A 23493-nucleotide genomic window follows, 5' to 3' on the forward strand; every position below is an offset into this window, starting at 1 on the left:
GAACTTTTCTTCGCGGTCCGGGTTTCTAAAATTAGCTACTGGCAGAACAAATAAGAACAGACATCTTTCTGAAGTTGTCACTGCCTATTAATCCCTTTCTTTTTACTTCCTCACTCATTTTCGGAACGTTGTTTCCAAGGAGCCCCCATGGTCCGTGCTTCGCAATCCCCTTCGCCCCGACGTGGTTTCACCCTGGTGGAATTGCTGGTGGTCATTGCCATCATCGGCGTTTTGATTGCGTTACTTCTTCCTGCTGTGCAACAAGCTCGTGAAGCGGCTCGTCGTATGACGTGCAGCAACAAGATGCGTCAGCTGGGCATCGCATTGCACAACTATCACGACACCTTCGGCAAGCTGCCTCCGGGGCGCGTAACGTCTAACCAGATCAGCTGGCAGGTGCAAATTCTGCCGCAGTTGGAACAGAACGCTCTGTTCGACGCAATTTCAGCTGCTGGTGCGTTCAATCAACCCTGGGAAGACGTGGCCGAAATGACCACCAGTGGGGCGACCCCTTTGGCCAAGACCGTTGTCGATGCCTACCTCTGCCCTTCCGATACCGGGGGCGGCATCAACGAGCGGCTCGGCACCTCGCCCAATCAGTTCGGCAAGTCGAATTACGTGGGGGTCTTCTCGGCGTACTACAACCCTACCGACCCGGTAGCAACCAACAATGCTGGTGGTAGCGACCGCGATGCGACCTTCTACGACAACTCGAAGGTCAAGTTCTCGGACATTACCGACGGCCTGAGCAACACGGTCATCGTCGCTGAACGCCGTACCGGTAAGTCGTCGGGCCCGGCTGGCTCGCTGTGGGTTGGCAACCACTATGACTTTGGTGGTTCGATTGGCGTGTACGAATTTCAGATTCGTCTGCGGATGGAGCGATCGTCCAACGATACCGACTACAACATCAACGGTAACACGGTCTATAACCCCAGCAGCAACCACCCTGGCGGGGCTCAGTTCCTGATCGGTGATGCCAGTGTGTCGTTCCTGCCAGAGACCATTAACCTGCGTACCCAGGCCGCATTGGGCACGATTGATGGTGGCGAAGTGATCGGCGAATACTAAGCTTCCGTTCGCCGAAGCATTCGAAACGAAAAAAGGCCCGCCGATGGTTGCACCATCGCGGGCCTTTTCTATTTCGAAAACGATTTAAACCGCGTCGAGCGTGGGGAAGTCGATGTATCCGTCCGCTCCGGTGGGCGAATACCAGGTGCTCATATCGGCTTCCGGATTCAGGGGGGCTGCTTCGGCGAAGCGCTGCACCAGGTCCGGATTACTAATAAACGGGCGACCGTACGCGATCAAATCGGCATCACCGCGTTTGATCGTCAGCTCGCCTGACTCGCGGGTATAACCGACGTTCCCCATCAATGGCCCGTCGAACACCTGGCGGAATTCCGATAGCGTCATCGGTTCGCCCAACGCGTGGAAGCCAAAGCCGGTCCCGTCCATCACGTGCAAGTAAGCCAGTTGGTACTGATTCAGCTGCTTGGCGACATAGGTGAACTGCTCGCGATAGTCAGGCGACCCCATGCCGTTGAACGAGCCGTTGGGTGCGAGCCGGATACCAATTCGTTCTTGCGGCCACACCTGGCTGATCGCCTGAACGACTTCGTCGAGCAGACGGTATCGGTTCTCGATGCTTCCACCATACTGATCGGTGCGATGATTGCTCTTGGACTGCAGAAACTCGTCCAACAGATAACCATTGGCCGAGTGGATCTCGACACCGTCGAAGCCAGCCTCTTTCGCGCCCTCGGCTGCTTTCGCATAATCTGAGACGACTCCGGGGATCTCGTCCGTTTCTAAGGCGCGCGGAACCTCGCGGGGTTCTTTGCCATTGGGCGTGTGCTGCAGTTCGCCATCGTCGATCATGATGGCCGACGGAGCCACCGCCGGCTGACCACCGTGAAAGCTGCTGTGCGAGGCCCGACCGGTGTGCCAAAGTTGCATGAAGATCTTGCCACCTTCTTCATGGACAGCCTGAGTGACCTGCTTCCAGCCTTCGACCATTTCGCTGGTGTAGATCCCCGGCGATTGATACCAGCCGTTGGCCTGGGGCGAAATTGTGGTCGCTTCAGAAATAATGAGCCCGGCCGTAGCCCTCTGCCGGTAATACTCGGCCATGATTTCGTTGGCAATCCGATGCTCGCCTGCTCGTCCCCGGGTCAAAGGAGCCATGGTAATTCGGTTGCTAAGCGTGAGTCCCCGCATATCAAACGGCTGAAAGAGTGGCGAATCGTTTGGGCTCATTGTCGGGTCCTTTAGTGCATTGGAAGAAGTCCTCCCAGGCAAGCGCGAAGCCGCCTGACTGCTTCGTAGATGCCACCAAACGCGGAGACGTTTCACATTATATGTAAAAAGTTGTTCGACGGACTATTATTCATTTGCCCAGCCTCTGCCACAGCCATAAACCATTTACTGATTAAGACTTAGAACGCGAATGGACACCCTTCGACCAAAGGTAACCCGCAAAATCCCCTAGCCCGGCGAACTTGTAGCCGGGGTCGACATAGTGCTCGATCACGTAGAACGCAAAGTAATAGGCCCGACAGAAAGCCCAGATCGCAAGGGCCAGCAGCAAGGCGATTAGCCAGTCTCCGACCCTTGCCAGGAGGAGCCCGGCGGCGAACAAGCCCAGCACGAAAAACAGAACGCCTTTGAGGTAGATAAGCGTCGGAGACTTGAGATCGGCCATCGGATGCATTCCTCAGAGAAACGGCATGAACTTATCGACAGATCGGCCATTAGTAGCTTAGCAACTTTGTAGAATGATGTCGTCCGAGTTGCCGCTCATCGATACCGGAGTTCCCCTATGCATGTCTACGGCCGCGATTCGATCGAAACGATCCTGCAAGAGGATAGCTACCTCTTCAAGCTACTGGTCAACGATCATGGGGTGCTGCTCTTTTCCCGCGACACGGAACACGAGCAGATCTCGGAGCCGGATATCCGCTTCGAGACCGACTCGGTCGGAAATGCGTTGGCGGGCGTCGTCAAGCCAGGACACATCGAGCTGCGCTACCACGATGACTTCGGCGACGAGCGCGTGCGGCTGTTGATGCAGCGGGTAATCGAACTACCCGAGATGGCCTTCGCCCAGAGTTTTGAAGTCGTCTACCAGGGCCGGGTCCTTATCGCGAAGCCACCCCAAGACGAAGCGTAAAACTCACGGCGAAAATCGTGAGTAAGAGTTGTTCACCGCGTCTACCAGAATGCGGCCGGGAATGATCCGGCTCATCATCACACCGGTTTTATCTTCACGGACATATCCCATCACCATGCCGATAACCTCGACCGCTTCAGGCGAATCCTCTTGCAAGAAGACGGGGCCGCCACTGATGCCGCCAGCACCGGCGAGTTGAATGAGAAAGATGGTCTCGTTTCCCCACTTGGCCGGCACCGGCATCTCTCGTGAGGCAATCTGTCCGCAGACGACAATCGGAGACATCTCGGTTTGAACCCCCAGCCCCTTAATGCCCAAGCCCAGTGGGTAGCCGGTGACTTCGACCGGAGTGGTACGCATGGGCAATGAGGTCTGAATATCTTTCAGCGGGATGGCCAGTTTCAACAAGTCGTGGATAACATCGCTGGGCTCTTCGGGCAGTTTGATACGCATCACGGCGACATCAGCGTTGGCCTGAAGCCGCCAAGGGTTGCCCTCCCCTTCACACAGATCGGACAGTGGCAACGAGCCAGACTCACCCTCTGGCCGGCGAAACATGACGGTCGTTTCGCGGCTGGTCGCGCGTGCTCCGTGAGCGGTTGCGACCAGGGTGGCATGCTCGCCATCGGCTACCAGGAAGGCCGTCGACCACTCGTGCTTCTGCTTGTTGCTTTCCTTATCGACCTCAATGTCCACCAGGCAGATGGCCCGGTCCCAACGCTCGATGGGCGTTTGCTCGGCGTGGAGATAAGAACCGCACAAGCATGCCAGGACGATTCCCCAAACTACGCAGGCATAACGATGGAACATGGCGAGACTCATCATCCTTGAAACGGGCACGAATGAAAGAACGCTACCTTATAAGATTCACGAGTCCTTTGCCATATCCAGATCGAGCGCCTCAGCACGGTGCAGCGGTTGGCTTAGCTTATCGGCAGGAAAGAGGTCGTCCATGTGTTTTTCCAGAAAGTCCAACATCTGCTGACGATCGCCAGTGAACAGAAGCGTCTGGTCTGTTTCTGTGCTGGGGATATCCTCGTTGTGGGCAAGGCCTTTGAGACGATCGATGGACGTGAACTGAATATAGAGCTTGTCGTCTTCGATCTTGTACGGGGCAAAATAATAGACCCGCATAATCCCGGCGTTTTGCTCGTTCGACTCAAACTTGGTGCGCTGAAGCTGCAAAAACGGATGCTCGCCCACCTGAAACGGATAGACCTCGAACTCAATCGTTGTTTTTTTCTTCGTGTTCACAGCCGATAACTTGTAGCCAGTGATGCCGTACTGGGTGAATGTGAAGTGGTTGTCGGTGTTGGGCACCTGCACGCTTTCGCCCGTCTGTGGATCTGGGCGCGGCTGCATGCCGTACCATTGGCCTAGCAATTGATCGTCAATAACCGGCTGATCGGGATCGGCCAGGGGGGAAAGGGTTGCGTATTGCTTGCAGCCTGAAGCGAGCAATATCGCGGCGATAAGAAGGAGCGTCGCGCGTTGCATGGGCGGTCTCCCAAGTACGAGGCAAGAGATGCGAGTCGTCACGCATCAATTATAGAAGTTTTATTAATCGATGTCTTATAAAATCTGCCCCCTGCTTCATCCCACCTTCACAAAATGCTTTTCGAGAATTCCCCTGAATCCCGTTGCTTGCTCGATCAGGATTGCCTATCTTTCATAGTGATGTAACTCTTCTCGAGCTCAATGGAACTCAGCGAATCTATTCACTTCCGGACGCGTTTATGTCCGGCAAACTCTGATGGGCGAAAGAAGATCTAACGTGCCAGCAGTGCGCTATCGCACATCCATCACGTTTTCAGACTATCTAAAAAAGGCTACCTGATGAACCTGCAACGATCTCTATTCACCGTGCTTGGCTTGCTGTTATTCAGCAGCGCTGCGGTTGCCGCCGACAAGCCCAACATCCTGGTCATCTGGGGAGATGACATCGGAACTTGGAATGTCAGTCACAACAATCGCGGCATGATGGGATATGAAACACCCAACATCGATCGTATCGCGAAGGAAGGCCTTTCGTTTACCGATTATTACGGACAGCAAAGCTGCACTGCTGGTCGCGCGGCGTTCATGGGCGGGACCGTTCCTGTTCGCACCGGGATGACCAAGGTCGGCTTGCCAGGCGCTAAAGAAGGTTGGCAGACGACCGACTGCACGATTGCCACCATCATGAAGAGCCAAGGCTACGGCACGGCCCAGTTCGGTAAGAATCACTTTGGTGATCGCGACGAACACCTGCCCACCAACAATGGATTCGACGAATTCTTGGGCAACCTCTATCACCTCAATGCCGAAGAAGAACCAGAAAACCGCGACTATCCCAAAGACCTCGTTCTGCCCAACGGCAAGACATTCCAGGAACAATGGGGACCGCGTGGTGTCATGAAGTGCAAGGCCAACGGTGACGGTACGCAGACGATCGAAAACACCGGACCGCTCACCAAGAAGCGAATGGAAACGATCGACGACGAAACCATTGCCGCTACCAAAGACTACGTCAAACGCCAAGTGAAAGCCGACAAGCCGTTCTTCTGCTGGTGGAATGCTACCCGAATGCATTTTCGCACGCACGTGAAAGAAGAGCACACCGGCCTCTCCGGTAAAAGTGGCAACGAATACCACGACGGCATGGTCGAACACGACATGCATGTCGGCGAACTGCTCGATCTGCTCGACGAACTAGAGATTGCAGACAATACGATCGTTTTCTACTCGACCGACAACGGCCCGCACTACAACACCTGGCCCGATGCCGGAACCACCCCGTTTCGTAATGAAAAGAATTCCAACTGGGAAGGCGCTTACCGAGTGCCTGCTTTCGTCCGTTGGCCTGGCACATTCCCTAACGGAAAAACGCTGAACGGCATTGTCGCCCACGAAGATTGGATGCCAACTTTCGCCGCCATCGCAGGGGCTCCGGACATCAAAGAAAAACTGATGGAAGGCGTTGAATTAAACGGCCGCGAGTACCGTAACCATCCAGATGGTTACAACATGCTCGACTACTTAACGGGCGAGGCAGAAGAGTCACCACGGAAAGAGTTTTTCTACGTCAACGACGATGGCGCCATTGTCGCCATTCGCCTGGGCGACTGGAAAGCGGTCTTCTTGGAAAATCGTGCGAAGACTTTGCAACTGTGGCGAGAACCCTTCACCGAGCTGCGTATTCCGCTGCTGTTCAACCTACGACGCGATCCCTTCGAGAAGGCTCAGCACAACTCGAACACCTATCACGACTGGTTCCTCGATCGTGCGTTTGTGTTGGTGCCGATGCAGGCAGTCGCCGGTCAGTTCCTGAAATCGATGGCCGATTATCCGCCTAGCCAGACGCCTGGATCGTTCAATTTGGAAAAGATCCAGAAGCAAATCGAAGATGCGGCCCGCGGTCGTTAATTTGACCTAGAGTTTCTTACGAGTCTCCGTCGTCACGCCCCAAGTGACGGCGGAGTTTTTTTGTGGCATCGCCGAAGGAAACATCTAATGAAGTGGTTATCTCTATTCCTACTTACTTTGTTGCCCACCCTGGCCGTGGCTCAGGATGACCCGCTTCCCTCGTGGAACGATGGCCCCGCCAAGCAGTCGATCATTGACTTCGTCACCAAAGTCACCACCGAAGGAAGCGAAGACTTCGTCCCTAAGTACGACCGCATTGCGACCTTCGACAACGACGGCACCCTTTGGTGCGAGGCACCGCTCCCGCTGCAGGTTGTTTATGTGCTCTACGAACTGAAACGCCGCGTCGCCACCGAGCCCAAGTTGGCTGAAAACGAAATGGTGAAAGCGGCATTGGACGGTGACTTCAAGAAGCTACTTGCGGGCACGCACTATGACGGGCTGATGGAAATCCTGGCAATCACGCACTCTGGTTTGACCACCGACCAGTACGATCAGAACGTCCGCAACTGGATCAAGATCTTCAAAGACAAACGCTTCGGCTACAACTTGCCTGGCATGACCTACCAGCCCATGCAGGAGCTTTTGAAGTATCTGCGAGCCAACGGATTTCAGACGTTCATCGTCTCTGGCGGGGGCGCCGATTTCATGCGGGTCTTCACACACCGCGTGTATGGCATTCCACCGAATCAAGTGGTTGGCTCGAATGCGCTGACCAAATTTGAATTGATCGACGGCCAGCCCACGCTGACCAAAACGATGGATCAATTTTTCGTCGACGACAAAGCAGGCAAGCCGGTCGGTATCTGGCAGTTCATTGGACGCAAACCGATTGCCGCATTCGGCAACTCGGACGGCGACCAAGCGATGCTCGAGTACGTCACCATTGGCAACAAATACCCCAGCTTCGGCCTGATTGTCCATCACACCGACGCCGTGCGGGCATATGCCTATGACAAGGACCCTCCTTCCAGCGGCAAGCTGATTACTGCCCTCGAGGCCGCACCCAAGTACGGCTGGACCGTCGTTAGCATGAAGGACGACTGGAAGACGATATTTGTCGGTGACAAATAAGTTTCCCTTGTTGAAACTCGACACTTCCTAGAGAAGTAAGTAATATGACCTCGCCCATGGTTGATTGACCATGGGCTTTTTTGTCGAGCCCATTCCTCGGAGCCCTCGCCGTGACGCCTCTTCGTATCCTGCCGATTATCGCTGCCCTGCTTGTCTTCTCTCCACTGCTGCCCACCGCCAATGCCCAGCAGCCCTCTGAGGCCTTGGCAGCTTACGTGCAAAAGCCCGACGACAGCTTTGCCTGGAAGGTTCGCCATCAAGAGAAAGTCGGTACGTGCGACCTCACCGAATTGAGGCTCATTTCGCAGACCTGGAAAGACATCGTCTGGAAGCATCGTCTGTTCGTGATCATGCCGGCCGGTGTTCCCGCTGAAACCGACGCGGTGCTTTTGGTCGCCGGTGGATCATGGAAAGACGAGTACGACCAGCCGCCAGAGGGTGGTAAGCTGAAACTGCCGAAAGAAGCAACTCTTCTTTCTCTCTACGCGCAGCAAATCGGCTGTCCGATCGCCGTGCTGTTGAACGTTCCGCAGCAACCAATTTTCGACGGCAAGAAGGAAGACGCCATCATCGCGCTGACCTTCGACCAGTACCTAAAGACTGGCGAAAGCGATTGGCCGCTACTGTTGCCGATGGTTAAAAGCGCCACCAAAGCCATGGACGCCGTCCAGGCCTATGCCAGCGAATCACTCGGCACGAAGATCGACGGCTTCACCGTGACCGGCGCTTCCAAGCGAGGCTGGACGACCTGGCTCGTTTCGGCCGTCGACCCACGCGTCCAGGGGCTCGCCCCGATGGTAATCGACACACTCAAAATGGACGCCCAGCTCAAACATCAGCAGCAAGCCTATGGCACGCTCTCGACGCAAATTAATGACTACACCGAACTGCAACTTCCTCAGCGGATGGAAACGGAAGCCGGCCAGAACCTCCGGCGCATCGTTGATCCGTATCATTACCTCCCACAGATCAAACAGCCCAAGCTGATCTTCCTGGGAACGAACGATGCCTATTGGACCGTCGACTCGCTGAACCTCTATTGGGAAGACGTCGAAGGGGACAAGTACATCGTGTACGTACCCAATGCAGGCCACGGCCTGGGTAACGACTGGCTCCGCATTTTCGGTGGGCTCCGGGCTCTTCGCCGTCACGTCGACGAACAAAAGCAAATGCCCAACCTGAAATGGGACTACATCGCCGCCGGTGGAGACGTTCCCTTGAAACTAACCGTTTCGCCCGGCGAGAAAGCCGCCGTGGTCCATCTATGGACGGCCGTATCCCCCACGCGTGACTTCCGCCAAGCCAAGTGGACTAGCAAGATTCTTACCCGTGACGAGCATGGCACGGCCACCACCAAGCTAACGCCGCCCGCCGAAGGCTACCAGGCAACGTTCGCCGAAGTGGTATACGCCCACGACAAGGTGCCGTTTTACCTAAGCACGACAATGCGTGTTTTAGGGGCGGAAGATTAATGCCTGCCCATCACGCAGGGTCGCATCGGCGGTGCTCGGCAAACCGATTCAGGCTTGCATGAAACAGCTCGGCTGTTAGCCCTTCGCGTACGAAAACACTGGTTACCCCCAGCCCACCAACTTCATCAATGTTGCGCATTTCGTCGTCGAAGAAGAGCATGTCCTCGTACGCGATGCCGCTGGCTTGCTGCAGCGCCGCGAAGTGCCGTAGCTTCGAGGACGGATAGATTTCAGCGTAGGCAAACCGCTCGGTAATTTCCAAGTGCGTTAGTAGCTCGCGTGCCCACCCTGGCTGCTCGGTGCGGGAAGCCAACGCGATCGAGATAACCTGATCGTCGCAGTGTTTTAAGATCGCGTGCACGTCATCGTACAGCCGAACAAGCCGTCCGGTTGCGTCCTCGATACGCTGCTCTTGCACGCGAAACGGAGGACACAAGCAGTCGCACCACACGCCCCCGCAGTCCCACAGGGTGAAGTCGAGATCGAACACTATTAGTCGAGGAACAGACACCGGCCAGGCTCCGAAAGGGTAAGTTGCTGGTGGCCGTTTTACCAAACGGATGGCCCTTCATTCCAGATGGGCAGGCACTTCATCTTGGGGACTGAACGCCGGAAGACCTAGACACCACTAGCCTTAGGCACTAGTCGAAATGAAAAAGGACAGAGCCCTTCCGCCAAAAAGGAAAAGCCCTGCCCTCGTGCTGGCTTGGTGGTTAGGTGGCCGAGGTTACTGACGCGGCGGAGGGTACTTTTCCTTGTCCGCTTCGACGACGAAATCAAACGTGTTTTCGCCAGGCTCGACCTCGACGGTCTTTTCTTTGCCACTGCTGTACTCCGGTGGCAGGCGTTCTGGCGTTCCAGGGCTGACCACGCGGTTGTTATCGTCGAGTTCCGGAGCGATATACGTCGTGATCCGAACCGTATTGCTTCCCAACTTGGCGGCTTTCACGCCGGGCGTATAGTTCAACTCGTAGGAACCATCGGCCTGGGTGACGGCCGTGGCCGAGCGTCCCCCTTCTGCCGGAGCGAACGTGACCACCGCGTCTTGGACGGGACTTCCGTTGATGGTCACCGTTCCGGTCACGTGACCATATTCGCTACTGGTGCCGGTACAGCCAACGGTCGCCAGCAATGCAGAAAACATCAACGCAGTGATACTGCTAGAAATATTGATCCTCATAAGAGTAACCTCGATTCAGACAGGTACGATTGGGGCGAAGCGCGGGACGATCCGCGCGGCGAATCTCGTCAGCCGCGCGGGATGTCCGCAGAAACCAAAACGAGTGCAAGCTCCTTAGAAGTTGCTCACCGGTTGGCCATCGTTTCGCTGGATCAGGTTCTCAAACGTGCTGTTGGCCGCATCGTCGGTATTGTGGTCGATCGTCTCGGCGATGAAACGAACCGAACCATCGCCCAACACAAAGTTGGCGCCGCCTGGGTGATTCGAGGCGAAACCCTGACGATGGCCGTTCGAGGCACCAGTGGTCGAATTGATCGGCAGTAAACCGCTACCTGCGATGTAGAAGAATCCGGTCGTCGTGGCTCCACTACCCGCTCCGTCGTTGTTCCCGGCGTAGCCAAACACGACACCACTACCAATTAGCTCGCCGCCAAGCATGTAGCAGCGTTCGCCCACGAAAATGGTATTGGACAATCCATCAGTAACCCCAGCGAAGGTCAGTGGCGAATCGTAGCGAGTCCAGACGAATGTCCCATCGCAGTCTTGACGATCGATATTGTCGGCGTCGTTGGCGACAATGTAATCGGCACGCGCCAGATAGTTCGTTCCGTTTCCGCTATCGTAGGGAATCGGCTTCGATTCATTCAGCTGCGGACCAGCCGTCGAAGGGCACATAAACGCATCGACCGGCTGCTGCATGATGTCCAGCAAATCGGAATCGGTCACGGCATCGTGCAAGATGTTCTTGGGCGAGGTGTTGTTGTACGGCCAAAAATCGTTCTGGTGATTGCCGTATGAAGGGTTCAACGCGTCGTAGGTGTTATTCAATTCCAGAAACGGCATCAGGTCGACTGCCCAACCCCAGTTTCCATGAGCGTTTTCGTCACCGTAGTCTTCGTGACTCATGGGGACAACTTTGTTGTAGGTGTCATGGAAGTTGTGCATCGCAATGCCAATCTGCTTGAGATTGTTAGTGCACTGCATTCGCCGAGCTGCCTCACGAGCTTGCTGCACGGCCGGCAACAGAAGAGCAATCAGAACGCCAATAATGGCAATCACGACTAAGAGTTCAACGAGCGTAAAACCACGTTTCCGAAGCGCATGACGGAACATGTAAGAAGCCTCCAGCACATTTTGAGAAGAGAAGAAAAGGAATTAGGTTTGGCTGGCCCGCATGACGAATCACTTGGGTACCTATTTCATTCGACAATGATTCTCTATTACGCTGAGACAAATAACCCCTTCTCTGGAGAGCACAGCCCGGAGACTAAGAGGATCTCAAGTCCTTAGGAGATAGGGATAACCGCAGAAACCCTTTAAGGAGAGGGCTAACGATATCAAGAGATGGCACGAGATTCGGAAAGAAACACAATCGCCCTGCCTGCCTTAATACCTATGGCAGCGATATACCCACCGTTAGCATGTCACTCTTGTGGGAAATGATTGAGTCATTTTTTTTAAATTTTCTATCCCCAGGCATTCTGAGGCGTGTTCACTCAAAGACTTCCCTCTATCGGAGTTGCTGGCGTTGGCGTCCATATTCCCGCTTCGCCTTCTCGTAAGCTTCGGCACGTTGGTACTGCCAGAACCCGCTGCCGGTTATCAAGAGAATTGCCGCGGCTCCGATCACAGAGAAAATAACTCCGGGGCCTCCCGTGTCAGACGCCCCGGCCCCCAGGCAGAAGATGAACATGCCGACAAAGACACCTAAAACAACGCTTACCAGCCCTTTAACTTTCGACGGAAGATGGGGGATGCCATTTTTGCTTCTGACCTTCAAACTCTCCTGCTTGGCCTGCCACTCTCGGTCGAGCGCTGCAATCTTTTGCTCGCGATGCATCGCATCGACTTTGCCTTCGATCTGTTCGGTCCGCTCGACCAATTGATCGAGCTTCTCGGTATACGCCGCGCCCCCTTCGTGCACCACAGCCAACTGCGTCCCGCAATGCAGGCAGGTGATATGCATGAGATCGCCTGGCACCTGAAGCGGGGCAGCACAATTACGGCAATTAAGGTCAATTAGATTCATGTCTCTCCGCTTGTCGCCAGGAACGTCCTTCCCGCTCACCTATTCGCCGCAATGCTTGTTCTATTGAACGCTGGGCAGCCGATTCATCGAGAAATCATAGTGGCGGTACTCGCGTATAACGAGTCCTACAAGCTCGCCGCGAAGCGTTCTCGTGCGATCGTCATTCAATCGTGTCGCCCGATGGCGCGTTCTATTTCTTCTCCACCGCCTGAGGTGCCCACGCCTCTTCAGACAGCTAAATCATTCATGGTGGAAATCTTCCGCAAAAAACGACGGTTACATGTAAAATCGACCACACTAGCCCCCTCCATTTGCGTAGAGATTAATTATATCATTTAACGTATTATTTCCCTTGTCTTCGTACGCATTACCGAGCTAGACCCTGAGGCGATCCATCTAACTACATCCTTCAAGCGATTCATCTTTCCTTCGGCTTGAATTTGGGTGGCCTGATGTTGTCTTGCTTTCGGTTCTTTTCCCTCCATAACTTCCTTGAGGTGCTCTTTCGATGAAAAAGTCAACCGATGGCTTTACGCTGGTGGAACTGTTGGTGGTGATTGCCATCATTGGTGTCCTGATTGCCCTGCTTCTTCCGGCCGTTCAGCAAGCCCGCGAGGCCGCACGGCGCATGCAGTGCAGTAACAACACCAAGCAAATTGGCATGGCCCTGCACTTGTATCACGATGCCTACAGCGCCTTTCCGGCCCTGCGTGCTGGGAACCCACGGGGAGCTGCCTCGTACGCTGGCAACAATCGCTTGAACTTGCGTTTTGCGATTCTGCCGTACATGGAGCAAAACGCCATCTACGATCAAGGGATGGAATCTGCGGTGGGGTCGTACTCGAACACCGACCCGATTTGGACATCGACCGTCGATACGTTTCTCTGCCCCAGTAACGCCGGTCCAGAACTTTGCCCCGTCCTGCCAAGTGGCACGACAGGCCTTGCTGACTATTACTTCTTCATTGGCGATCGCCCGTATCGCTCGTATCCTGGCGGAACCTATACCAACGGCAGTCAAAACTCTGGCGTCTTCCTGAACGATGCTTGGGTCCGCATGGCCGACATTACTGACGGCACGAGCAACACCATGGGGATCTCCGAAGGCGTCCGCGCCCAAGGGCCTCGCAAGTTCGGGGCGATTGTCCTGAAGCCTGGATCGACCAGTTGGTCGCCGGTTTCGTTGGTGCCGCTGTTTAACAAGACCACCAACGAGTACGTCTCGACGGCCAGTTCGTTCTCCGGCATCTCGCGCGGGTACCGGGCCTGGGATGGGGCCGTCTTGTTTACCGCCGTCACGGCCGCGACGCCGCCTAATTCTGTCCTGGTCGCCGATGGCACAGCCCACACCGGTAGCCAGTACCTGCTTTCCCCCACCAGCTTCCACCCCGGCGGGGTCATGGTGGGCATGATGGACGGTTCGGTTCAGTTCATCCCAGATACCATCGACACCGGCAATCAGGCAGGCAGCTACCGCGGCTACCCCGATACCGGCAGCGCCAGCAGCTTCGGCGTGTGGGGAGCCCTCAGCACGAAGTCCGCCGGCGAAGTCGCTTCGGCCAACTAACGCAACCTGCTGCCGCCCAGACGCATCGCCCTCTGCCGGCGATGCGTTTGCTTGCAACCGAACTCATTGCCTTTCGAACCGAGCGCCCCATGAATATCATCCGCCTTACCCTCGTCGCCAGCTTGTCGGCTACCCTCGCCCTGGTTGCCGGCTGCGGCCGCACAACCGCCCCTGGCCTCGTCCCGCTGGACGTTCAAGTGTTGTACCAAGACCAGCCGGTCGACGAAGCCGTGATCATCTTCGTCGGAGAGGACGGCAAATACGCTAACGGCCTGACCAACGCATCAGGCATCGCCGCAATGGGCACCTTCAGCCCCGGCGACGGCGTCCACCCCGGCAAGTACAACGTCGGCATCGACAAAAGCCAGCTGAACCAAGAACAAGACCCCAACGACCCGACCGGCGACAAGATCCTCAGCAGCGAGACCATCTTTCATATCCCGGCGAAGTTCGGCGACCCGATTAACTCAGGGCTAACGGCAGATGTGCAGGAAGGCGGGGAGTTGGTGGTTGTGTTTGAGCTGGTGGATTGAATAGCAAGCGAACCAGCTATCCTGCCCGCGTCTATGGGGCAATGGCCCCACAGATCGTTTGCCCATAAACAACTCCGGCCGAACCTGAAATCGTGTCGCCAGCTTCTGTAGATGCTCTACCGTCAGCGAGCGGTCCCCTTTCAAGAGCTTGGATCCCATGCTTGCATGAACACCCAGCAGTCGGGCAAGGTCCGAGGCGTTCATATCGTGTTCGGACAATAAGCCCCGTAGAAGCTCTATGCCGGAGATATTTCTCGTTTCGATAGCGTGGTGCTTTGCTTCATAGGCTTCGACCAACTGCACCAGCGTTTCCAGGTAGGCGGTCTGGCAGCTTCTCGTTCTTGTGTTTCATGGTTTCCTATTATCGTAGGGCCCGCGTGTCGCGGGTCGTTGAAGCGTGTACCAACTTCGCGACCCGCGACACGCGGGCCCTACGGCTCAATTCCCCTACCACCATTCCCCATTTTCCCGTAAAAGGTACCCTTCCCTCTATCCAACACCACAAACCAACCCAGCTTCCACGGATGGAAACCTCACTTCACAAAGCCTTGAAGGCTCATTACGCCGGTAAGAAAGCCGAGACCGAGGTGCGTCTGGGGCGGTATATTATCGATGCGATTGCTCGGGGGCAGTTGATTGAGGTGCAGTGGTCGGGGCTGGCGGCGATTCGGGATAAGATTCGCGTGCTGTGCGACAACCACAAGGTGCGGGTCGTGAAACCGATTGTGGCTCGCAAGAAAGTGGTTCGCCGCGATAAAAAAGGGGGCGAGATCGTTTCGGCTCGTTACAGCCCCAAGCGGTGCGATGTGTATAGCGTGTTTGAGGAGTTGGTTCATTTCACCAATGTCTTTCCGCACGAGAACCTCACCCTCGAGATTCCGCTGGTCGAGATCGAAGAGATCCGCTACCCAGGGCACGGCAAGCGGCGGCGAAAGCGTGAGAACGATTTTGTTGTCGAAGATCAAACGCTGACCGAGATCGTCTCGGCCCATCGCTTCAAGAAAGCGTCGGACCTTCTGCGGCTGCTGCCGACTGGGCTGCCCAAGCAGTTTCATACCGGCGACGTGGCTGCCGGGCTCCAGCGACCCCGGTGGATCGCTCAGAAAATGCTCTACACGCTGCGGAAAACGGGCGTCTTGGGTGTCGTCGGCAAGGAAGGCAACGCCATCCTCTATCAGAAGCAATCGCGCCGGGCTGTGAAAAAGGCCGCTTGAGAAAAGCTGGCAGATCTTTAAATCCACACGCTGGGGAGCTTCGTCTCACTGCTAGTCAGGCAGTAGCACCAACTTCGCTGGGAGACTCCCCCATGACCCGGATAGCACTTCTCGCAACGTCTTTTCTCACCGTACTTTGCCTCGCATGCTCGGCCAGCGTGGCCACGGCCCAGGGGGTGATCGTGATCCATCACCCGCACCCGCATCCGTTGCCCCGGCCAATCATTCGACCGCAGCCGACACCCCAACCGCAGCTTTCGTATAAGATCTCGAAGCTGGAAGTGAATGGGAACATCAAAGACCAAGTCGCGCAAGTGCAAGTGGCCCAGGAGTTTACCAACACCGGCAGCCGTCAGATGGAGGTCTCGTTCCTCTTTCCGCTGCCGTACGACGGGGCGATCGACAGCCTGACACTGATGGTCGACGGTAAGGAATTTCCGGCGAAGCTGCTGCCCAAGGACAAGGCCCGCGAAGTGTACGAGTCGATCGTTCGCACGAACAAAGACCCGGCCCTGCTTGAATGGACCGGCACCGGTATGTTCCAAACGAGCGTCTTCCCCGTGCCGGCCGGGGCAAGCCGCGAGGTGAACATCACCTACACGCAGTTGCTCAAAAAAGATGGCCGTCTGACCGACTTTTTGTTTCCCCTTTCGACGGCCAAGTACACCGACAAACCCGTCGAGAAGGTGAAAGTTCGTCTGGCGATTGAAGCGAGCCAGAAGCTGAAGAGCATCTACAGCCCCACGCACGAGGTCGACATCAACCGCAACGGCAACAAGCGGGCCGTCGTCACCTTCGAGAAGCAGAATTACATCCCTAGCAATGACTTCCGCCTGTTCTTCGAGAGCAATAACCAGAAGCTGTCGGCCAGCGTCATCAGCTACCGCCCAGACAAGAGCGAAGAAGGCTTCTTCCTGATGCTCGCGTCGCCTCCGCCACGTGACGAAAAGGCCGAGGCGATGAAGAAGACGGTGCTGTTTGTGGTCGATCGCTCTGGCAGCATGAGCGGCGACAAGATGGATCAGGCTCGCGAGGCAGCCAAGTACGTGCTGAACCATCTGAACGAGAAAGACCTGTTCAACATTATCGCCTACGACAGCGACGTCGAAAGCTTCCGACCGGAACTGCAAGGTGCCGACAAGAAGAGCGTGACCGAGGCGATCGGCTTTGTCGACGGACTGTACGCCGGCGGCAGCACCAACATCAACGGCGCGCTCACTTCAGCGATGAAGATGGTACAGAACGATGATCGCCCGTGCTACATCTTGTTCCTTTCCGATGGGCGACCTACGCATGGCGAAACGAACGAGATGAAGATTGTCGAGAACGCCAAGAGCAACAATAGCCACGATGCTCGGATGATCAACTTCGGGGTCGGCTTCGATGTGAACAGCCGCCTGATGGATCGGCTTTCACGCGAGATCAAGGGTCAAAGCCAGTACGTGCGTCCCGACGAAGACCTGGAAGAACACGTCGCTCGGCTTTACCGGAAGATCAGTGCCCCGGTAATGACCAACGTAAAAATTAAGTTCGACCTGGAAGAAGGCGGGCAGAACTTCGTCAATCGCCTGCTCCCCAAGGAAGTGATCGACTTGTTTGAAGGAGAACAACTGGTTCAGGTGGGCCGCTATAAGCAGGCCGGCAAAGCGAAGATCACCATTACCGGTACGGTGAACGGCGAAAAGGAAAAGTTCGACTTCGGTGCGAACTTCGTGAAAGAAAGCAGCGATCAATCGAGTGCCTTCGTGGAGAAGCTGTGGGCCATTCGCCGCATCGGCGAAATCATCGACCAGATGGACCTTCACGGAAAGAACGACGAGCTAATGACCGAACTGGTGAAGCTTTCCACCGATCACGGAATTTTGACGCCGTACACCAGCTTTCTGGCCGACGAGAACCAATCGGTACAAGAGCTGGCCGACGCTCGCTCAGGCGGCGGGATGAGCTTGAACCGCTTGCGTGTCGAGACCGAGAAGCTGGCCGAAACGTCTGGACGGTCTGCGTTTCTACAACGCGGCTTCAAGCAGCGATACCAGAACGCCCAGAATGCCCCAGCCGCTGAGGCCCCGGCGGCGGACCGAGCCGTTCCGGCGGGGGCTACCCGCGCGGGAAGCTCTTCCTATAGTGCAGGCGGATTTGGCATGGCTGTTCAAGATACGGAAACGGACGAAATGAAAGTCGTCGAGTCGGTTCGTAACGTCGGCAACAAGACTCTCTTCTATCGCGACAAGATGTGGGTCGACGAAGAAGCGGCCGAGGAGTCGAAGGAGGCCAAAACCGAAGTGGTGGAGGTCGAACGTTTCACCAAAGCCTACTTTGACCTGGTCGCCCAGAACACGAAGCAGGAAAACCAGGTGCTATCACAGCAGCAAGCCAGCGAAACGCTGCTGGTCCGACTGCGGGGAAAGAACTACCTGATCAAGTAACCGCGTGTCGCCTTGATTAGGTCTCGGGAAACCAAGAGCCCCAGGTGAAGAACTATTTGGGGCTCTTTTCGTATTAAGGTTCCCTACGGGTAGTCACAATGTTGGTAAATTTTCGGGCGAAGGAGATTTCCTCCAGTTGACGATTGGGAAAAACGATACATACTTCCGAAATCGACAGCGAACCGCATTTCTAAGAGGAACTCTTTCCTCCCCAAAAATGGGTCCGGCTCAGGCGCGTTTTTAGCGAAACGGGTCGATCGTTCTCGCGGTGAATTCCAGCACGCACCAGTGCTTAGTGGCAGGTCGGTCCTCGGGATGACTCTTGCCGCGAACCGTGACTCTCCGAGGACCTTTAGGCGCCCCATCGCCTAGGCCCCATGGCAACGACAGTTCTCCTGATCACCATCGGTCTTTTGATCGTGTATGGGATCTGGGAGCTTTACCGACATCGGCAAAAGCTCGCCAAGATCCCCATCCGCGTGCACGTCAACGGCACACGCGGCAAGTCGAGCGTAGCCCGTTTGATTGCCGCTGGGCTGCGTGCTTCCGGCATGCGAACCTGCTGCAAAACGACTGGTACGCTCCCCCGGATGATTGTTCCCAGCGGAACCGAATATCCGGTATTTCGCCCTTCCCGGGCCAACGTCATCGAACAGGTCCGCATTGTCGACATGGCCGTCGAGTTTGAAGCGGAAGCCCTGGTGATTGAATGCATGGCCCTGCGTCCGAATTTGCAGTGGTTGTGCGAAAACAAGCTAGTTCGGGCCACGCACGGCGTGATCACCAATGCCCGCGAAGACCACCTCGACGTGATGGGCCCGACCGAAAAGGACGTGGCCTGGGCGCTGGCCGGCATGGTTCCGGTGAAAACGAAACTGTTTACCGCCGAGCGCGATCACCTCGATGTCTTCGAGCATGCCAGCCATGACCGTGCGACCCAGTTGATTGCAATCACTGAAGAAGACGTCGAGCAGATCACGCCGCTCGACCTGGCTGGCTTCATGTATGTGGAACATGCCGAGAACGTGGCCCTAGCCCTACGTGTGTGCTCCGACTTGGGCGTCGATCGTGCGACCGCATTGCGGGGGATGTGGGAAGCCAAGCCCGACCCCGGAGCGATGACGGCTCACGAGATGGATTTCTTCGGCCGGAAGATTCACTTCGTCAACGGTTTCGCCGCGAACGACCCGGAATCGACCGAACGCATTTGGAAGATGGCCCTGGAAAGATACCCCGAAGTGGAACGCCGTGTGTTGGTGGTCAACTGCCGCCAGGACCGGCCCGACCGCTCGCAGCAGTTGGGCCAGTCGGTCACCAAGTGGCCGCCGGCCGACTATTACGTACTGATCGGAACAGGGACCTACATCTTCGCCAAGACAGCTACCGAAGCTGGGATTGATCCGTTGAAGTTGGTCTTCGCGGAAGACCTGCCGGCGCCTGATATTTTCGAGACGCTCTTGGAATACTCAGGCAAGACATCGCTGATTATGGGAATCGCAAATATTGGTGGCGTCGGCCTCGACGTCGTTCGCTACTTCGCAAATCGCAGCACACAGAAGACTTTTAAATAATGGGAATCGTTACCGTTGCAATTGGGGTTGGCCTGGCAGTCAGCCTTGTGTTTTCCGAACTATTCGGATTGGCCGCCGGTGGCATGGTGGTACCAGGCTACTTTGCGTTGTTTTTGGATCAGCCCATCAATATCAGCATGACGGTCGTTGCCGCCTTGCTGACATTCTTCCTGATTCATCTGCTTTCCAACATCGTGATCGTGTACGGCAAACGCCGCACGGTACTGATGATTTTGGTGGGCTTTTTGGTGCGTTCGCTGTTCGATGCCCTGCCGGTCTGGGCACTCGCTCCGCTGCAAGCGTTGCAAGTGCAACAGCCGTTGGAAGCCGCTGAGCCGGTCCAAGTGATCGGCTACATCATTCCCGGGCTGATCGCCATCTGGCTCGATCGCCAAGGCGTGGTGGAAACGCTGAGCGCTCTGTTTATCGCCTCGACGGCGATTCGTCTGATCCTTATTCTCGCTTTCGGTACGGAAATTCAACTGTGAAGAAGATTTATTGGCGTCCTAAAACAGTCTCTCGCACGGCACTCATGCTGATCGCATCGGTCGCCGTAGCGGGACTGGCGATCGTGGAGAATGTCCGCGTCGAGCGGAAGACACGCTACTTTGATGAAAAGCTGGCTGCCACCGAACTGGCTGCCCGAGGGATGGAAAAGCTGTACCTGACCCGCGCCGAATTGGGCTACGCGATAGATCCTTCGCTCGACCCAGGCCGCAGCGGCATGGTCGGGCTGACCAACTCGTCGGTCACGAGCATGGTTGGCGATCTTCCCTCCAAGCTGGCGTCGGCTAACCCAAACTTTGCCGCGATCTTTGTCGATATGCTCAAGGAAACCGGCGTCCAAGACGGGGACGTCGTGGCCCTGGGTATTAGCGGTTCGTTCCCTGCGCTCAATCTGTGTATGTTTTCGGCCCTGGAAACACTGGGGGCCAAACCGATTGTGGTCGCTTCAGGAAGCAGCTCGCAGTGGGGAGCCAACATCCCGGAACTGCTGTGGATCGATATGGAGCGGATCCTGTACGACGAAGGGATCATCAAGACGCGGAGCATCGCGGCTTCGCTTGGCGGCGATAACGACCGAGGGCTGGGCCTGCCAGAAAATGGCATCGAGATCATCCGCAAGTCGATCGAACGGAACAAACTGCCGTTGATCGAAAAACGTGTCAAAGAGAGCACGGACGAACGGATGAAGCTCTACCACCAACATGCGGCCGAAAAACCGATCAAGTGTTACATCAATATTGGTGGTGGGGTCGTTTCGACCGGGCGGGCCCTCGGCAAGGAATCTTTTAAGACCGGAATCAATTTGCTGCCGCCGCCGAACATCGACCAGATCGACGGCGTGGCTCCCCGATTCATTCAAGACGGGATCCCGGTGATTCACATCGTGAACGCCGCGATGATTGCCGAACAGAACGGTTTGCCGGTTCCTCCGACCAGCTACCCAGAAATTGGCGCCGGGCCAGTCTTTATCGTGAACGACTATAACCGCATTCTGACCGCTATTTTGCTGGTCCTGATCGTGGGTGGGCTATACGGTTTTATTCGGTCCGATATTGGCTTCCGACTGCTGCGGGTAGCTTCGCCCAAGAAGACCAGTGGCCCCCCAGAGCCAATGGTTTAGGCCATCAAGCGCAACGAGGTTGACGTTAAGGGGGGTTGTTGTTGATACTTAGGGGATTGAAGTTCCCCTAAGTTGACAACCCAAGAGTCGCGGCATGTCCCAGGCCTTTGAATCCCCTGTGAAGCGTACCCATCATCTGCGAGTCTGGCTCGTGGTGGGTGCCTGCTTGATCTATTGTGTCCTGCTGCGGGTACTTCCCTATGCCCTGACGGCCATGGGAGCCCAGAATGATTGGTTTTCGCAAAACTTTCCCTGGTCGCTGACACCGATTTTAGCCGTGGGCATGTTGAGTGGAGCCTTGTTCTCCAATCGTTTTGCCGCCGCCGGCCTTATGCTTGGTGCTTTAGTTGCCAGTGATGTTGGCATCTGGCTGGCCTCAGGCCATATCGACTGGGCCTTCTATCCGGGAACTCCCTTCAACTATCTCTGCCTGCTGGCCACGATCCTACTAGGCTACGCGCTGAGGAATGATCGAAGCTGGATCAAACCTATCGGCATGGGCGTGCTGGCCAGTGTGCTCTATTTCGTTGTCTCCAATTTCGGTAGCTGGCTGACACTGCAAGAATACACCAAAGACATTAGCGGCCTGATCCAGTGCTATATAAGCGCCTTGCCGTTCTTTCGCAATCTTCTCGCGGGCACGTGCCTTGGCACCGTCGTTCTCTTTTGCCCACTGCTTCTCAATGCGATAGCTCCTATCGAAGACAACGGCCAGCTCGAGCAATCCGACCCTTCCACCGCAAGGTAGATGTCGCAGTCTAAGTTGACCGCGGGCTGGTGCTGGATAACGTGAATTCCCCTTCCCGCATTGTCGTACTTAACGGTTACTCAACGGCACCGCAGCCATGGCCCAACTGACTGGTTCGATCGTCAAATATCCAGCGCGGAACCTGGTCGCGTGGTACGTGGGACTGATCGTGGTCGGGACAATCGTGCTGACGTTATCAATCTGTCGCGGAGCGGGTGCACCAGAAATCACCTTCCTCGATGCCTTCTTTACCGCGACCAGCGCCGGGTGCGTAACCGGTCTGGCCGTTCGCTCGACGCCGCACGACTTCAGTTTCACCGGGCAGTTGGCCATCCTTTTGTTAATTCAGGTCGGCGGAATCGGGATCATGTCGATCACCACCTTCGCGATGTTCAACCTGGGTAGCAAACCAAGTCTGCGTGCCCGAGCGATCCTTACCGAAACATTAGGTGCGGACGACAATACCGACCTGAAATGGATTTTGCAGCACGTGTTGCTAGTAACGGTCGTCAGCGAAGGGATTGGGTTCGCTATTTTGCTGGCACGGAATCTGTTTCTCTACGAGCCCGGCAAAGCTGCCTGGCATGCCCTGTTTCATTCAGTCTCGGCCTTCTGTAACGCTGGCTTTTCGCTGCACGACGACAGTCTGGTGAGCTTTCAGGGAGATGTCATCGTGAACGTGACGATCTCTGGGCTAATTATCGTGGGTGGAATCGGATTCCCGGTCCTCTTAGATCTCTACAAGAACTGGCGTCGCGGGCCGCTTGAAGGTTGGGTGAACCTGCACCTGCATTCCAAGTTCATGCTCTTTGGTACAGCGTTCTTTCTGCTGGCCGGCTTCGGGGGCTTTCTGTTTTTGGAATGGAACGGGGTCCTCAATCAGATGCCACTGTGGAAGAAGTTGCTGGTTTCGGGGTTTCATTCAGTCACATGCCGAACCGCGGGCTTCAACACGATCGACTTGACCTCGCTGACCAACGCAACCCTCTTTATCTCAATGATCTTAATGTTGATTGGAGCTGGCTCGTGTTCGACCGGAGGTGGCTTCAAGGTTTCGACCGTGATGGTGATGGCCCTGCATGCCTGGAAGACGTTTCAAGGCGCTACGCGTATCAACTTTGCCCGTCGTACGATTCCTAGCGAAGTGATTCAAGCGGCAACGGCCACGGCTCTGCTTTTTTCCTTTGTTGCGATTGTCGCTCTGACCATGCTGTTAGTCGTCCAGCAGTCCAGCACACCCCATCCCAATAGCCCAGGGCTATTTCTGGATGCGGCCTTCGAGATCGTGTCGGCACTGGGGACAGTGGGCCTCTCGACCGGCTTTACCGGAACCCTTTCGGATTTGGGCAAGCTGATCATCATCGCGCTGATGTTCCTAGGACGGATCGGACCGATCTCGGTATTCGCGGCTCTGTCGATGACACAGCGCAACACGCCGGTCGAATACCCTAAAGAAGAACCTCTGATAGGATAAG

General features: G+C 55.8%; 23 protein-coding genes. 14 read left to right on the forward strand and 9 right to left on the reverse strand.

What is annotated here, in order from left to right; genetic code table 11:
- The first annotated feature begins 147 nt into the window (after positions 1-147).
- Complete coding sequence (locus HOV93_RS01290; protein ID WP_207394633.1) at positions 148-1071, forward strand: DUF1559 domain-containing protein; 924 nt, start codon at positions 148-150, stop codon at positions 1069-1071.
- A gap of 84 nt (positions 1072-1155) precedes the next feature.
- Here HOV93_RS01290 and HOV93_RS01295 read toward each other — a convergent pair whose 3' ends face one another.
- Both HOV93_RS01295 and HOV93_RS01300 read right to left on the reverse strand, forming a co-directional pair.
- Positions 1156-2259 (reverse strand): alkene reductase, encoded by a 1104-nt coding sequence (locus tag HOV93_RS01295; RefSeq protein ID WP_207394634.1) that lies wholly within the window; start codon positions 2257-2259, stop codon positions 1156-1158.
- A 172-nt stretch (positions 2260-2431) separates the two neighbouring features.
- Complete coding sequence (locus HOV93_RS01300) at positions 2432-2704, reverse strand: hypothetical protein (protein WP_235989664.1); 273 nt, start codon at positions 2702-2704, stop codon at positions 2432-2434.
- A 117-nt stretch (positions 2705-2821) separates the two neighbouring features.
- On the opposite strand from HOV93_RS01300, the gene HOV93_RS01305 reads away from it, so the two are divergent.
- Positions 2822-3172, forward strand: a complete 351-nt coding sequence (locus HOV93_RS01305; protein ID WP_207394636.1) for a hypothetical protein — start codon at positions 2822-2824, stop codon at positions 3170-3172.
- Between the two features lie 3 nt (positions 3173-3175).
- On the opposite strand, the gene HOV93_RS01310 is transcribed toward HOV93_RS01305, so the two are convergent.
- Both HOV93_RS01310 and HOV93_RS01315 read right to left on the reverse strand, forming a co-directional pair.
- Positions 3176-3982 carry a hypothetical protein gene (locus HOV93_RS01310; RefSeq protein WP_207394637.1) on the reverse strand — a complete coding sequence of 269 codons (807 nt, stop codon included), beginning with the start codon at positions 3980-3982 and terminating at the stop codon, positions 3176-3178.
- A 57-nt stretch (positions 3983-4039) separates the two neighbouring features.
- The gene (locus HOV93_RS01315) at positions 4040-4669 is read right to left on the reverse strand and encodes a hypothetical protein (protein ID WP_207394638.1); all 630 of its coding nucleotides are present in this window, start codon (positions 4667-4669) and stop codon (positions 4040-4042) included.
- A 339-nt stretch (positions 4670-5008) separates the two neighbouring features.
- On the opposite strand from HOV93_RS01315, the gene HOV93_RS01320 reads away from it, so the two are divergent.
- From HOV93_RS01320 to HOV93_RS01330, 3 genes are all read left to right on the forward strand, one after another.
- Positions 5009-6577, forward strand: coding sequence for an arylsulfatase (locus HOV93_RS01320; RefSeq protein WP_207394639.1), 1569 nt, complete (start codon positions 5009-5011; stop codon positions 6575-6577).
- Positions 6578-6664: 87 nt separating this feature from the next.
- Entirely contained in the window at positions 6665-7651 is a 987-nt protein-coding gene (locus HOV93_RS01325; RefSeq protein ID WP_207394640.1) for an HAD family hydrolase, read from the forward strand.
- A 110-nt stretch (positions 7652-7761) separates the two neighbouring features.
- Positions 7762-9123: a PhoPQ-activated pathogenicity-related family protein gene (locus HOV93_RS01330; protein WP_207394641.1), complete on the forward strand. Its 1362-nt coding sequence runs from the start codon at positions 7762-7764 to the stop codon at positions 9121-9123.
- Positions 9124-9133: 10 nt separating this feature from the next.
- Here the strand turns inward: HOV93_RS01330 and HOV93_RS01335 are convergent, their stop codons facing one another.
- From HOV93_RS01335 to HOV93_RS01350, 4 genes are all read right to left on the reverse strand, one after another.
- Positions 9134-9634 (reverse strand): magnesium-dependent phosphatase-1, encoded by a 501-nt coding sequence (locus HOV93_RS01335; RefSeq protein WP_207394642.1) that lies wholly within the window; start codon positions 9632-9634, stop codon positions 9134-9136.
- 216 nt (positions 9635-9850) lie between these two features.
- Positions 9851-10303, reverse strand: a complete 453-nt coding sequence (locus HOV93_RS01340) for a carboxypeptidase-like regulatory domain-containing protein (RefSeq protein WP_207394643.1) — start codon at positions 10301-10303, stop codon at positions 9851-9853.
- Positions 10304-10417: 114 nt separating this feature from the next.
- Positions 10418-11416, reverse strand: coding sequence for a DUF1559 domain-containing protein (locus tag HOV93_RS01345; protein ID WP_207395018.1), 999 nt, complete (start codon positions 11414-11416; stop codon positions 10418-10420).
- A 397-nt stretch (positions 11417-11813) separates the two neighbouring features.
- Positions 11814-12332, reverse strand: coding sequence for a hypothetical protein (locus tag HOV93_RS01350; RefSeq protein ID WP_207394644.1), 519 nt, complete (start codon positions 12330-12332; stop codon positions 11814-11816).
- Between the two features lie 508 nt (positions 12333-12840).
- On the opposite strand from HOV93_RS01350, the gene HOV93_RS01355 reads away from it, so the two are divergent.
- Together HOV93_RS01355 and HOV93_RS01360 are read left to right on the forward strand one after the other, a co-directional pair.
- Complete coding sequence (locus HOV93_RS01355; RefSeq protein WP_207394645.1) at positions 12841-13899, forward strand: DUF1559 family PulG-like putative transporter; 1059 nt, start codon at positions 12841-12843, stop codon at positions 13897-13899.
- Between the two features lie 89 nt (positions 13900-13988).
- Positions 13989-14432 (forward strand): hypothetical protein, encoded by a 444-nt coding sequence (locus tag HOV93_RS01360; RefSeq protein ID WP_207394646.1) that lies wholly within the window; start codon positions 13989-13991, stop codon positions 14430-14432.
- Here HOV93_RS01360 and HOV93_RS26550 read toward each other — a convergent pair.
- On the reverse strand, positions 14373-14735 hold the full coding sequence (locus tag HOV93_RS26550; RefSeq protein ID WP_207394647.1) for a helix-turn-helix domain-containing protein: 363 nt from the start codon (positions 14733-14735) through the stop codon (positions 14373-14375). The genes HOV93_RS01360 and HOV93_RS26550 overlap by 60 nt on opposite strands.
- A 74-nt stretch (positions 14736-14809) precedes the next feature.
- Between HOV93_RS26550 and HOV93_RS01370 the strand changes: the two genes are divergently transcribed.
- The 7 genes from HOV93_RS01370 to HOV93_RS01400 all read left to right on the forward strand — a co-directional run bounded on the left by HOV93_RS01370 (position 14810) and on the right by HOV93_RS01400 (position 23492).
- Positions 14810-15646, forward strand: a complete 837-nt coding sequence (locus HOV93_RS01370; RefSeq protein ID WP_207394648.1) for a hypothetical protein — start codon at positions 14810-14812, stop codon at positions 15644-15646.
- A 92-nt stretch (positions 15647-15738) separates the two neighbouring features.
- Entirely contained in the window at positions 15739-18072 is a 2334-nt protein-coding gene (locus HOV93_RS01375) for a VIT domain-containing protein (RefSeq protein WP_207394649.1), read from the forward strand.
- 377 nt (positions 18073-18449) lie between these two features.
- A complete protein-coding gene (gene pgsB, locus HOV93_RS01380; protein WP_207394650.1) occupies positions 18450-19643 on the forward strand; it encodes a poly-gamma-glutamate synthase PgsB in 1194 nt (397 codons plus the stop codon).
- A complete protein-coding gene (gene pgsC, locus HOV93_RS01385) occupies positions 19643-20131 on the forward strand; it encodes a poly-gamma-glutamate biosynthesis protein PgsC (protein WP_207394651.1) in 489 nt (162 codons plus the stop codon). Before pgsB ends, pgsC begins: the two co-directional genes overlap by 1 nt.
- On the forward strand, positions 20128-21270 hold the full coding sequence (gene pgsW / locus HOV93_RS01390) for a poly-gamma-glutamate system protein (RefSeq protein ID WP_207394652.1): 1143 nt from the start codon (positions 20128-20130) through the stop codon (positions 21268-21270). The genes pgsC and pgsW overlap by 4 nt, the downstream gene beginning before the upstream one ends.
- 94 nt (positions 21271-21364) lie before the next feature.
- Entirely contained in the window at positions 21365-22018 is a 654-nt protein-coding gene (locus tag HOV93_RS01395; protein ID WP_207394653.1) for a DUF6580 family putative transport protein, read from the forward strand.
- Between the two features lie 97 nt (positions 22019-22115).
- Positions 22116-23492: a TrkH family potassium uptake protein gene (locus tag HOV93_RS01400; protein WP_207394654.1), complete on the forward strand. Its 1377-nt coding sequence runs from the start codon at positions 22116-22118 to the stop codon at positions 23490-23492.
- Position 23493 lies beyond the last annotated feature (1 nt).

This window comes from Bremerella alba, from assembly GCF_013618625.1.
GTDB classification, from domain to species: domain Bacteria; phylum Planctomycetota; class Planctomycetia; order Pirellulales; family Pirellulaceae; genus Bremerella; species Bremerella alba.